Annotated in this window: 15 protein-coding genes and 1 pseudogene; 4 read left to right on the top strand and 12 right to left on the bottom strand. The window is 49.6% G+C overall.

Annotation, left to right across the window (positions count from 1 at the left end):
- Positions 1-5: 5 nt before the first annotated feature.
- From IBT54_RS18110 to IBT54_RS18060, 12 genes are all read right to left on the bottom strand, one after another.
- Entirely contained in the window at positions 6-578 is a 573-nt protein-coding gene (locus IBT54_RS18110; protein WP_201252633.1) for a hypothetical protein, read from the bottom strand.
- Position 579: 1 nt separating this feature from the next.
- On the bottom strand, positions 580-1293 hold the full coding sequence (locus tag IBT54_RS18105) for a PFL_4669 family integrating conjugative element protein (RefSeq protein WP_201252632.1): 714 nt from the start codon (positions 1291-1293) through the stop codon (positions 580-582).
- Positions 1294-1511: 218 nt separating this feature from the next.
- Positions 1512-2645: an STY4528 family pathogenicity island replication protein gene (locus IBT54_RS18100; protein ID WP_201252631.1), complete on the bottom strand. Its 1134-nt coding sequence runs from the start codon at positions 2643-2645 to the stop codon at positions 1512-1514.
- Between the two features lie 101 nt (positions 2646-2746).
- On the bottom strand, positions 2747-3733 hold the full coding sequence (locus tag IBT54_RS18095; protein WP_201252630.1) for an ArdC family protein: 987 nt from the start codon (positions 3731-3733) through the stop codon (positions 2747-2749).
- A gap of 74 nt (positions 3734-3807) precedes the next feature.
- Complete coding sequence (locus tag IBT54_RS18090; protein WP_236263488.1) at positions 3808-4308, bottom strand: hypothetical protein; 501 nt, start codon at positions 4306-4308, stop codon at positions 3808-3810.
- Between the two features lie 167 nt (positions 4309-4475).
- Positions 4476-4643: a hypothetical protein gene (locus IBT54_RS25245; protein WP_236263486.1), complete on the bottom strand. Its 168-nt coding sequence runs from the start codon at positions 4641-4643 to the stop codon at positions 4476-4478.
- Positions 4644-4721: 78 nt separating this feature from the next.
- The gene (locus IBT54_RS25240; protein WP_236263484.1) at positions 4722-5087 is read right to left on the bottom strand and encodes a hypothetical protein; all 366 of its coding nucleotides are present in this window, start codon (positions 5085-5087) and stop codon (positions 4722-4724) included.
- An 80-nt stretch (positions 5088-5167) separates the two neighbouring features.
- The gene (locus tag IBT54_RS25235) at positions 5168-5500 is read right to left on the bottom strand and encodes a hypothetical protein (protein ID WP_236263483.1); all 333 of its coding nucleotides are present in this window, start codon (positions 5498-5500) and stop codon (positions 5168-5170) included.
- Positions 5501-5785: 285 nt separating this feature from the next.
- Positions 5786-6190, bottom strand: coding sequence for a hypothetical protein (locus IBT54_RS18075; RefSeq protein ID WP_201252628.1), 405 nt, complete (start codon positions 6188-6190; stop codon positions 5786-5788).
- Positions 6191-6203: 13 nt separating this feature from the next.
- Positions 6204-6545 (bottom strand): hypothetical protein, encoded by a 342-nt coding sequence (locus IBT54_RS18070; RefSeq protein WP_201252627.1) that lies wholly within the window; start codon positions 6543-6545, stop codon positions 6204-6206.
- Positions 6546-6643: 98 nt separating this feature from the next.
- Positions 6644-7150: a hypothetical protein gene (locus IBT54_RS18065; RefSeq protein WP_236263481.1), complete on the bottom strand. Its 507-nt coding sequence runs from the start codon at positions 7148-7150 to the stop codon at positions 6644-6646.
- A gap of 152 nt (positions 7151-7302) precedes the next feature.
- Positions 7303-8199 carry an integrase domain-containing protein gene (locus IBT54_RS18060; protein WP_201252626.1) on the bottom strand — a complete coding sequence of 299 codons (897 nt, stop codon included), beginning with the start codon at positions 8197-8199 and terminating at the stop codon, positions 7303-7305.
- Between the two features lie 878 nt (positions 8200-9077).
- Here IBT54_RS18060 and IBT54_RS25390 point away from each other — a divergent pair.
- The 4 genes and pseudogenes from IBT54_RS25390 to IBT54_RS18040 all read left to right on the top strand — a co-directional run bounded on the left by IBT54_RS25390 (position 9078) and on the right by IBT54_RS18040 (position 12516).
- Positions 9078-9212 carry a hypothetical protein gene (locus IBT54_RS25390; protein ID WP_255541628.1) on the top strand — a complete coding sequence of 45 codons (135 nt, stop codon included), beginning with the start codon at positions 9078-9080 and terminating at the stop codon, positions 9210-9212.
- A gap of 1197 nt (positions 9213-10409) precedes the next feature.
- Positions 10410-10884: pseudogene (locus IBT54_RS25500) on the top strand (transglycosylase domain-containing protein).
- A gap of 192 nt (positions 10885-11076) precedes the next feature.
- Positions 11077-11727: a DUF2243 domain-containing protein gene (locus IBT54_RS18045; RefSeq protein WP_236263480.1), complete on the top strand. Its 651-nt coding sequence runs from the start codon at positions 11077-11079 to the stop codon at positions 11725-11727.
- A 12-nt stretch (positions 11728-11739) separates the two neighbouring features.
- Positions 11740-12516: a cytochrome c oxidase assembly protein gene (locus tag IBT54_RS18040; protein WP_201252623.1), complete on the top strand. Its 777-nt coding sequence runs from the start codon at positions 11740-11742 to the stop codon at positions 12514-12516.
- Positions 12517-12592 lie beyond the last annotated feature (76 nt).

Raw genomic sequence — 12592 nt, 5'->3', positions numbered from 1 at the left:
CGGTTTTAGCGTGCCTGACCAGAAGCAACCTGGCGGACCTGAGACATAACGTTGTTGAACGCGCTGCCGGTAAGGTGCGATGCAACGGGTGATTTGTATGTCGCATATACCCGCGTACCGGAACCGTTCTTTTCAAGCTCAATATCCATATGGTCGTTGTCACCCACGTCGCTGCCCATACGATAGGAGCTCCCCGGAACGGCTTCCCACACTGGATGGGCATCTTCAATGGCAGCGGCACTCCAGCGGCTGTTACGATCTCTGGAGCGAATACGTTCAATTTCATCCGCACTCACATAGCCATAGTGGCGCTTTAATCGCGCGGCGGCCGTATCGATATCTACCGGCACGCTAAACTGTTTACTGGCACTTTTCCCGCCAGATCCTGATGCTTTTGTCAGTACCGGCATACCGTTGCCGGAATCCATGGAATCCATGGAATCCGAATCACTGCCGCGCAGGGTTTTACTGATACTGAAAGCGGTATCGCTGATATTTTTGTTGATGCTGCCAAAGTCAGTGCCGGCACAGCCGCTGAGAAGGGCGCAGATAACGCCCGAAGTAATCATCCGGTTCAAATTAATCGTCCTCTGAGGTAACAGCAGAAAGTGGAGAGAATGAAGAACGTTTTTTACCCGACATAACGGCAGGATCGGGTTCACCCAGACGCTCTATAGCAGCCAGACCACGCGCCGTTTTATGACGGATATCCTCATATGTCACCGGCACGGTCCGGTAGTTCTGAATCACCCCGTAGACGACACGTATCGCTTTACTCCCTTTTTCCAGGAAATCATCGCGTTGTGAACGGGAGATCAGGCCGTAATGGAATGCCCGGAAGGCTTTCAGCGCCAGCTGATCGTAATGCACTAACAGCCAGACACAGCGATAGCCGAGGGGGGAACGGCTGAATACATCAAGGTTCAGCGGCTCGGAAGATGTAACTTCAGATAGGGTGATACCTGCCGGAATGGCGGCGGTGATGGTTGCAATCTTTTTGACTTGCCCTTCCACCTTCTCAGTCGCCAGCTTAATGGCCTCTTCAAGATTGACCAGCAACTCATCACCATAGGGGTTGCCGGCCGCAGCATCACGTCCGGCGAAACCTGCCCGCGAAATCGCTTCCGGCATCCCCAGTATTTTGGGGCGTTTTTCAGCCTTTGATTTCTCATCTGATCGATTGCGCCCTTCCCAGAGCCTGATTGCATAATGCGAATGCAGCTCGACAGTCAGCGTGGATACTAATCCGCCAGATCGCCGGGGCGCTGTTTGAGGGGTTGTCTGTTCGGCCATAGCTATCTCCTGATTGGCAAAGGCTTTCGTAAGTTAAGTGGCGATCCTCATTCCTGAGAGGACCGTAAACAATTCGAAATCAGATATTCGAAAAGTAAAATTTGTTTGCTGCCTGTGACGCTTATTTAATGACCCTGTTGCACGGTGCAGTATTGCTCGTTTTTTAACCTCTGTTGCGTGGTGCAACAGTGCTCACTTTTCGAACATGCATTGACCGGCTAATCATTTTTTTGAGTTCCAACAGACACTCGCAGGCTCTGAACAATTTCTCTTACGCGCTCTTCACTGCACGTCTGCCGGCTCTCTGGACGGGAAGGCTTAAAGGGGCGCAGTTCAGGGCGTGATGACGGGTTCATGTGATCAGGTACTTTTCGTACGTTTTCTGCAGGATAAAGCTCTCCCTGCCGGGCCTTTTTGAGCACAGTCAGCAACCAGCCAAGCGGGTTTTGCAGGCTGTCTTCACGCTGCGCACGCATGACATTCGACAACACCAGGGCAGATCGCTCAGGCGACAGCGCCTGCAGCTGGCGATTAACCATGTCCCGGTCTTCTGGTTTCAGCAGTGAGCCGAAATCATCTGGCAGGCAAACCGAACCGGTTACGTATGTTTTATCTGTATTATTAGTAAAACTACGTACGTAACTGTTCGGATTCCGAACCCGGTTGTCATTCCCGGTACTCTCACTGAGTTCGGAATCCGAACCGAGCTTATGATCATGCTTTTTTAAGCTGAGTTCGGAATCCGAACCCGGTGAGCGCTCTGTCTGCCCGGGTGCGGCACGGCGGGTCAATTCTTCAGGACTTTGGGCTGAGCCCAGACGGGCCTCAATCATCTGGAGATGACTGCGATGATGGAGCATTGTGGGATCAAGCCGGATTTCACTGATGATTGTTTGTGCCGTGGCGCTGATGGTGCGGTTACTGCTCAGGCAAGCTTCAGCCACTGTTTTGAGCCAGTGCGGATCGAACGTTTCTGCATCAGCAAATGACAATGGCTCATCATGCTGCGCGTAAATATTGCCTCTTACCCTTCCCTTTTCATCCCTCACGCGTTTGCAGAGGCTGAGCCAGCCCGTGATGCGTAACATCAGGAGTATCCGGCTGATGGTCTCTTTTGATGCCCTGCCTTTGCCCGGCGTTGCCAGCTGCAGCTGCAATTCTTCATAGGAAGGAAAAACGGCACCATCGTTGCTCAAAGCGTGCAGGCGGATAATGATCCAGCCCATTTTATCAAGCGGGGAGAGACGCTGATCGAGAAGCAGCCGGCGCGGCATGGAATCGTGTATGTTACCTGTAAACAACAGACCGCCACGTACAAAGCTGTTCTGTTCTTCTGGTAAACGTGCCGTCATGGTTAATTCCTCTTCTTTCAAAAAAAGAGGGCACTGTCCCGTGAGGAACAATGCCCTCACGGGACGGCAACGTGTTTACTTAACGATGCCGGGTTGGTGTGTTATGCAGCTTCAGCCGCACGTTGATCTAACTGCAGTAAAAACTCTGACGCTTCTCTCGCGTGCCGGCAGGCACGAAAGAGTGCTTTTTTGTCCGACTTCAGTACCTCAAGCCACGATTTTATGTAGCTGTCGTGCTGAACATCACCAAACACACCGAGCCGGGCGCAGAGAAACGCGCTGCCCATCTCCGCTATCAGCTCCTCAAACGCATACACCGGATCGCCGAACGTTTTCGACGGTTTGGTTATGCCTTCGCGGTTCAGTCGTGACTCATGGCCGGTGGCGTGTACAACTTCATGCAGCAGCGTGCTGAAGTAGTCAGCGTGGGTAAAAAACTGTTCAGCCTTCGGTATCAGTATGGAATCAGTGTGTCTGGCGTAACAGGCCCGGTTCTGTAATCTGAACTCAACCTTAACGCCCGCCATATGCACAATCTCACATATCCGTTTTTCCGTCGGCCAGTCGATCGTACCGGGGTATTCAGCTACGGGAGACTCATGCGGTACAGCCGCAACACTGTCCGGTAAACCGTCACACTGCTCGACGTTAAACAGGAAGTTAGGCTTTATCATGGCCCGCGATTCCATCAGCGGCTTACCGTCGGAATCAAACAGCTTGTTTCCACTGGCATCCTCAGCCTGCTTTTCAAAAGGTCTGAAGATAATGGCCTCTGATGACGTTTCACCTTTGCGAACCTGACCGCCCAGCTCCTGCGCCTGACGATACGTTACCCAGCGATCTGTGCTGTATCCTTTTTCCTCTGCGGCCAGCCATAACAGCAGCACGTTTACGCCACTGTAAGGCTTACCGGTTAAGGCATTAACCGGTAACGGACCCGCTGCGGCGTAGCGGCCAGCAGTGCGCCACGGTTTTTTCCATGGCGCGACGCCGTTCTCCAGTGCCTCAACGATACGGTCAGTGACCTTCTGGTACAGATCGACGCTCTCAGTTTTCTTCGTGCGACGGGTTTTGGTTGGTTTGGTCATGGGATGTTCCTTAAATAAAAAAAGGGCGCATCCCTCCCCTGACGGGCGAGAAATACGCCCGTCAGGGGAAGTGGTTAACGCACCGGAGAAATAATCTTTCCGTCGGCGGTTATGCTGTTCAGCCGCAACCGGAGTTGCCGCCTTGAATGATAGAAAGCGTGGCGGTCATGCCGCTTACTGTCAGTAAACATTGCTTCTTCAAGCATTGAAGCTGCCGAACCGAACCACCGGGCCCGCTCTTCGTCGCAGCTGCAGTCACAAAAATCCGAAGTCCTCATCAGGTCGATCCGTTCACAGAACAGCGCGAGTTTACGCTGACTGAGCCAGCTGATGGTTTTGCGCTTAAGCTGATAAGGTGAACGGACAGACAGAACAACCACCCTGTCTGCCGGCGTTATGGGACTGAAAAAGGCCGGGTCATCCACAGTGAGATCGTACGACTCAGAGATCTGACCAAACTTCATTTCAACCTGCACGCCCGGGTCGGCACTCCCGCCGCTGTATTCAAGGGCATAAATTCGCTCTTTGCGGTAGAAAAGCTGACCGGGTAATCCGTTCCTGAACTCCAGGAACAAACCTTCCTGCGAACAGATAACAAGCCTGACTGACATAGGCTGATGGTAGGTTTCATGAAACAGCTGCGCGAGCGCGTCACTGTTAAAAGTAAACATAGGATCACCTGCTGTAATAGCGGGATCTGTCTCCTTCCGGAGAGCAAATCCCGGAAGGATGGGTAGACAGGTCAGCTGTTGTGCTGCTGAGCAAGCCAGAACTCAATGCCTGATATGGCTTCCCACTCTTCAGTGGTGACCTGCTTGCCGGGACCGGAGGTTTTTACCAGCAGCAGGTGTTCAATTGCGCCAGGTATAACAAACGATGCCGGTATGTTTTCAGGTGCTTTGGTAAACATGTCCATATTCCATGCCAGCCATCGCTGCGCGAAACGCCAGCTTTGCGGACAGGAACTGGTTATGTAATAGCTTTCGGGTCATAGGTTATGCAGAAGAACCAGCACGATGCGCACGAATAAATCCTGTTTGCATCGCTGGCTCTCCACTTTACGGTATGTCCGAAAATTATCCGAAAGCGTCTGCCTGAGATATAACGGATTGAGGCAGTAGCCTTCGCCGCCCTTATGGCTGAACGTGACCGAACCCTCTTCGTCAAAAAGTTCTGACGCGCGGTTCATGTCAAAACCCAGTTGCTTATAAGGCCGGAGCTGAGCGGGAAGAAGCCAGAAGGCTTCTTTAACTGCGTCGGTAAACCTGAACCACTGTTCATCATTTATGGACGCTCCCTGCTCAAACTGGTAAACGCCAGGAAGGACAAGAGGCTCGTTTGGTGTATGTGTCATGGTAAATCTCCATTAAAAAGGGGATCTACCGCCCACAGGGAGGTAAATCCCCGTTGGGTTAAGTTAGATTGATTGCCGGATCAGCGTGTGCCGGTTTTCAGTTCTTCGAGCGCGAACTCAAGTTCTGAAATCAGCCCCCAGTCAGCCGTCGTAAACGGACGTTCACCCCCGGAAACGCTTCTGATGAGCAGTTCATCAGCTGCGCCGGTAATGAAACCTTCCGTGCTGAAAGGCTGAGGAGCATCACTGACAGCAATCAGTTGGTGCCGTATTGCCCAGCGAACCGGAAGCGCCCAGCTGGCGCCGCCGGCTGATGACTTTATCTCAAAGCAGCCTGAGCAATGGTGATACAGCATCAGCAGCGCAATCCGCGTGAAGAAGTCAATGGGCTGCCCTTCCGTTTCAATACGCAAATCAGGGCTCATTTACAGGGTAAACATCACGCTTCTGGATATGTAATTCCCTTCGTCTGTTCCACCGAATTCAAATGCCTCGGGGTGAGGAAACATCATGGAAGCGCGTTCCAGACGAGTACCGTTAGTTGGCGAGCACGGGCGGAGATGTACTGGTAACAGCCAGAATGCTTCAGTGACTGCCAGGGTAAAACTGTGCCACTGGCTCGGGGATATCCATCCGATCTGCTTAACGTCATAAGTGACGTGTTGGGGCGGTGCGGAGATTGGTGTCATGATAAATCCTCAAAAAAAAGGGGATTTATCCCCCTGATGGGGAATAAATCCCCACAGGGTTACGTCAGATTTGAAAGATTCTAATCTGGCAATTTCCAGATCTCCCAGACCGTCATTATGACCATCTGAAGAAATCCGTTCATGCAAAGTGCGGTCGAGCCTGATGCTCATGGCACGGATGGAGTCAACCAGGTCAGCACAGCCAGGACTGATAAAACGGTCCTGAACCATACCGAATTCAAGGTTGTAAATAACGTTTATCTGAACAGCAACCGTGACGGGCAGCTCACCGTAGAGGGGCACCTGCTCGTCAAGGTCGTCCAGACAAAACCTCTGATAGGCTAATGCCGTAAGCATGTCGCACTCGTAGTTAGCTAACTGCAGCATATCTGCCAGGTTTGCTGAAATAGTCATATTCCAATTTCCCTTACTGATACGCATAACGCAGGTTTGCCATCTGATTCGCCAGCTTCAGTGCAAAACGGCGAGCCTGATGGTAAGAGCGGAATACCTCGTCCGGATTTTTCAAAGATCCAAACCGGTGATTACCGTAAAACGTGCCGGAACGTGTAAGTATGCCGGCCGTCCATTTTCCTGACGATAACTGATGAACCTGAACCTTAAAGCTGAGTGAGCCAGCCCGGTTCATTATCCACTCTTCTTTTCTTTTGCCGGCCGCGACGCGATCCCGCAGGGATGACGCTGCAGCAGAGACTGCTGAAAAGATGCCTTTTATGGAAAAAGAGGTTGGTAATAAAAGGCTGTGCATGGTGTTTCTCCTGTTGAGCGGGAAACACCTGCCCTGTCGGGAAGATGTTTCCCGATGGGCATTCGCATAGCGAATGTATGGTTCAGACGACTGCGCTGTTATTTCTGAGCGGTGAACACCCTGAAAGTCGCAGCATCAGACGCGGCATGCTGAGCGGCTTTCGCTGCAGCTTTGTGTGTAAAATGCTCACCGTGCCGGCTGAAAATGAATTCATCGCCTGGCTGGCCTGCAATCGGCGTTCTTGCCATAACAATGGCGTGATAACGTTGATCATCAAACCAGACGCGGGAACGAAATTCATAATGACCGGAAGGTGAAGCAAGCCACGATGTTCCCCTGAGTGCAGCCTTAAGGTCAGGACATTCAGATGCAACGCGGGTTGCAACGGAGAGGACCAGATCGAATGGCGTACGCAACTCATTCAGAAACGAGCGGGTTATGGACATAGTTTCTCCAGAAAAAAGAGAAACATTTGCCCTGTCGGGAATGTTTCCCCGAAGGACGAAGGCCGGAGCCGGAGCCGGATGGTTAAATGTACCTTCATCGCCAGGCAGTAGGAGCCGTAATTGACAATATCTGCTTCCAAAGGCGGGCAGATGTACCACACTGATGTGTTCTCTCTTTCAGGCTACAGGAGTGTTATTTGCAGCTACCCGAAGGCGGTCATCTCAAGCTACAGACCATTGGTGGTTGTCCGAAGACAACTTAAGAAGCGTTTTAATAATAGCGTTTGCCTAAGGCAAATTACAAGAGCCTTTTATTCATCTGACTCATTTGTCCGGTTATAAACCCGGGCAACGTAAGCACCACGTCCATCACCATGTCCAAGATCCATTGAAACTAACGCCTCAGCTTCTTTGCGACTCATGCTATTTTCTAAATGATGATTTACGGCATCCTTGGAATAAGCATACCTGAGACTGTGCGGGGCATGGATCCCCGTCATTCCACTTTCACGCAATACGTTATGATAACGATCAAGCGCCTGATGAAGCGTTGGTTTATCGATTAACTTACCGTTATTTTGTTCGATATAGCGAATAGCTTCATTTAACAGGACAACAACTTTCTGTTTATCAAAAACGCTGGCATCACGTGGACGCCCTCCTTTAGAGCCAAACACAACACGCACATTATTATTTCCGGCTTCTAAATTTTTTCTCCAGGTCTTAAGTGACTTTGCCGACTGAACAGTTTCTTCTGCACGCAGCCCAATATATCTGGCGAGCTGAATACCTAACGCAATCCCCCTGTCCTTTTCTGAAACCGTTATAACGATTTCTCTGAGACGTTCGTCAGAAATCGCAACTTTAGTGCCTTCCCGACTGGCTCCTGAAATATTCAGTGCCTGATTACTTAATTTCTCATGTGCAGGATTAGCCAGAATGTTACGTCCGCCTTGTGACAGGATTGAACGTAAAGCGGCCATTTCATTTTGCAGGGTGCGTGGCGAGATATTTTCATCCTGACGACTACGGATATAATTCTCGATATGTTTGGTTTTAATATGGCTAACGTCCCGAATCTGAATATTAAGGGTTGCCAGTCGCTCTGAAAAGCGACTGGCAATCTTTGAACGATCAGAAACCGTTTTAAAACTTCCTCCGCCCTGACGTGCGAGCGTGACGAGCTGCTTACCTAATTTACCAGACACTTTTTATCTCCTTCAAAACCTACAGCTGTAAGCCCATAAACCAACAGCTGTATGACTCTGAATCTGTACATCTCTTCCCCGATGACACGGTTGCTTTTGCGCTTCCTGCGTCTCGACTGGTATCTGTGCATCGGGGCGGCGAGATGTTGAGTTCTTGCGAGGCTCCCCAGGTCTCTGACCTGTTTGCGGCTTGCGCCGTACTGACGTCAGTCAGTCTGCCTCCGTACATCAGTTTCCTGATGTCGCCATCGATACCGAGTCGATCATTCTCCTTCTAGTAAAACGCCCTTAACGGATTGTTCGTTAACGTCGCGTCATGGTTGATAAATAGCCAGTTGAGTATCTGAAAACACGTAATACATGCACGTCAGATTGTAACGGCATGCTGAAAACCGCACTGTACGTGGGTCTGGTCGTTATGCGCTGCGCGCGTCACTTTGTTCTCGTTTCACTCGAACCAAAGTGACACCGCGCAGCTTCATGCTCCTGATGCGTCTTCCGCAAGCGCCCAAATGTTCCAAATGGGCTTATGCGTCATAGCAAAAGTCGTATGCAGCTCAGGGCGTATCCCTGAAAATTCTCATAACGTAGGTGAATTAAGGCATCTTTGTGGACGCCTTTTAGCTTGCCAGGCTTAGGTGAAAGCCCAGGCTTTGAAGTGACTAATGTACCCTCATCGTCGCGTCGTAGGTGCGCATTTGCTGACGATATCTGCTTCCAAAGGCGGGCAGATGTACCACACTTTTCGTGTTCTCCCTTTCAGGCTACAGGAGTCTTTTTGCTGCTACCCGAAGGCGATCCTCTCAAGCTGCTGGATCATTGGTGGTCGTCATCTGACGACATACAACAGTTGAAAAGATAACAATCAGGCTGTAGAAATGTCAAATATTGAAAACTTAATCATGATTGTTATCGCCCGTTATAATAATGGAGGAAGTAAGAATATATACTGGCTTAAAATCATGAACCTTAGTATTCCGTTAGCCGCACTGCTTTTAAACCTCTATGCGTGATTAATATGGTTGCTAATAAAAATACATCTGCATATAAGTACTTAAAAAATCTGTATTCATATGTAAAAATAAATATTTAAGTTATAAAATACAGCAACAATGAAATAAAGAAAATAACTCTTACTGAAACCGCCGAAAATTAGAATACTGACTCAGTAATGATTTATTTAAAAATATTGAGCTACAGCACCAGCATTGAACCACGCACAAAGGTTGGGTTATAAGAATCAATAAAAAGAACTAACGAACAAATAATATACGCCATCAATAAAAACACTTAATTAAAAATTAAAACCGTCATAAAATACTAATAAAGAGCTAGGGAAGACATGACTTTATAATCAGCTTTCTTTTGGCATATTTTGCATTTTTGGCAAAAACCCTCAACCTAAGCAAGAAAAATCATATTTTAGGGGGCGTGTATTTTATGGCTGATTTTTACATCACAACACCTGCAGCAACCAAGTCCACATACCCTTCCCATGAAACCTATAACAGGCATAAAAATTACTAAATACATGAATCATTCTCCATTGAATTAGCACTCAAACATCTTAGCACAACAAAAATAAAAAATCACCTTTACACCAACGCGCTATAATTAGATGTTATTATGCAGAGGATATAAAAAAACAATCAAACAACCCTTGCGCCAATTATAAATTCTAGTTTGTTGCCATACTTTTAGATAGTGATTACTAGAGGTATTACGTGATTTTTATAGTTTAAAAAACGGCTACTCTAGGGTCGAAATTGAGCAGACAAAAAACCGCCTCATATTTCTTATGCGCTAATAGCAGGAAGTTTACTACTCACATCCCTAACAGTAACTTCTTTTGCAATTAAAGACATCCGAGAATTGGAAAACACTATTACAAAAAAATAAATGGCATTGTATGGGAGGCGCCAGCTATTGTGTACGGTAAAACGTACATTTCTACTAAGAATAAATATTCAGTTAAAAGAGTTAAAACCATCCTTGTTTCATCTCGCTACAGACGCGTAAAAAAACTCCCAGCCCTAGTGAATATTCATTAAATGAAAAGAAATTACTTTTTATCGCCATGACTTTTCAATATTAGGAAGAATGAACTAGCTCTTAAGGTTACTGTTTCGTCCGGAGATAACAGAATTGACCAGATACACGGCGCAAATACAGAGCGACAATACGGTTCCGTCGCAATAGAACATCGCCTAGTGACAATCCTGTATCCCGGAGACCACGAGGAGCGCATACTGACAACGCTCAGTCGCTTCCCGCCTCTGCTGGATAAAATGCTCATTGCGACAGAAAATAGAGATTTTGAGCATCATGTAGGGATCAACTTTATCGCGATCCTACGTGCATGGTTCGCCAGCGTGCGCGCCGGAAAAAGTACAAGGCGGCAGCACCCTGACACAACAGGTTGTCAAAAACCTTTTTCTGAGTGACGAGCGCAGGTTCAGCTGAAAATTCAGGGAAGCGTTGATGTCATTCATACTTAATTACCGCTACCCAAAAAGCCGAATCCTTGAATTCTACCTCAACGAAATTTTTCTGGGTCAGAATGGCTCTAATAGCGTTTACGGCTTTCTTCTGGCAAGTTATTTTTATTTTGGAAAACCCATTGGTGAACGACTGAGCAAGCCGGCTTCAGGGGGTTGGGTAGAATTTGGCGACTCTACCGGTTAGGCTGACACGATAATGATTTGGCCACCTCGGCGGCGTTGCTCCGCGTCACGCCGTCTAACTGACATATGGCGGCCGTTAACATGTATCGTCACCGTCTGGTTCTTGGCCTGCAAGGAATATTCATACCCGCAGAGTCAAACGCACGGGCTGTGGTGCACGCCGGAAGCGGCTTAGAAAAGCCAGCGATGGCAAATGCTGCTTCTGACGTGGCGCGTAAACAGTCAGTTAATCGTCGGCCAGACTAAGCGTTCTGCCTTTGTCTGCGCTATAAGCAATCGCATGGCGGCTCAGGGAACCCGATCGGGAGCCGGTGAGTTTCAGCTACGCTTCCTGTTCAGGCATTTTCATTTTTCTCAGGAGAGCGCAGTGCAGTCTTCGACTACAACCCAGCAGTCCGGCCTGAAACGTTCATTCATCACGACCATTCCGCTTGGCGTCGGTATGATGGCGGCGATTGATGAAATCATTTTTCATCAGATTCTTGCCTGGCATCACTTTTTTGACTGGGGCACGCCAGCTTTCAGCCTGCTGTCGGATGGACTGCTGCATTCAGGCGAGCTGATTTTTTTTGTACTCGGCTTTTTTATGTTTGCCGACCTACGCAGCCGCAAACGGCTTGATCTGACAGCGGCATGGGCAGGCTTCATTTTGGGCCTGGGCGCTTTTCAGCTTTTTGACGGCATTGTCGATCATAAGCTGCTCAGGCTGCATCAGATTCGCTATGTCGATAACCTGTGGCTCTATGACCTTATCTGGAACGCGTTTGGTCTGCTGTTCATCGCGGCGGGCGTTCTTCTCTATCGCCGCGCACGGGCAGTGAGGTGTCCTGAGACGGGAAGGTAGCCAGTGGATTCTATGATACATCATACAGGGGGGCCCCCTTCAGCCGCGCTGTGGCTACTGCTGGTCATCCTGCCTCTCGTGCTGCTCTGCTTTTATCTGCTGGCCGCGGTGCGGCTGCGCTGCGCCGCCCGATGGAGCCTCTGGCGCCTGGGCAGCTTTACGGCCGGTACCCTTGTGATCGTGGCCTCCGTGTTGCCGCCTCTGGCTGACTGGGCGCATCACGATTTACGGGGTCACATGCTGCAGCATCTCTGTCTGGGGATGTTTGGGCCGCTTGGGCTGGTATTCGGTGCGCCCGGATCGCTTTTGCTGCGCAGCGTCTCCGCGAAGCTGGCGCGCGGCATCATGAATATTCTGCGTACCCGGCCGGTGCGCTTTTTAATCCATCCGGTTACCGCTGCTTTTCTGGATATTGGCGGGATGTATCTGCTTTATCTCACCCCCTTTTACGCGCTGAGTATGGCCAGTCCCGTCCTTTTTGTTTTTCTTCATCTGCATTTTGTCCTCTCCGGCTACCTGTTTACATGGTCTGTCGCTGGGCCTGATCCTGCGCCCCATCGCCCGCCGAGATCCGTACGGCTTATGGTTATCTTCCTGTCCACGGCTGCTCATGCCATTCTCGGTAAACTGATGTACGGCTACGGCTACCCGCACGGAACCTCAGCCAGCCTTAAGGAGATACAGGCAGCCGCGCAGTGGATGTATTATGGCGGCGATATCGCCGAATTTTGCATTATTATCGGCTTTTTCGCGGCGTGGTTCAGGCAGCGCAGCACGCTGCCGGATTGACGCTCCTGCCCGTCCGCAGAGCAGGCAGCAGTCAGCAGTCAGCAGTCAGCAGTCAGCAGTCAGCAGTCAGCAGTCA

It is taken from the genome of Pantoea sp. S62, assembly GCF_016658625.1.
Taxonomy (GTDB): domain Bacteria; phylum Pseudomonadota; class Gammaproteobacteria; order Enterobacterales; family Enterobacteriaceae; genus Pantoea; species Pantoea vagans.
The sequence above is the reverse complement of the archived record's forward strand: the minus strand, read 5'-3'. Positions and strand labels throughout refer to the sequence as shown.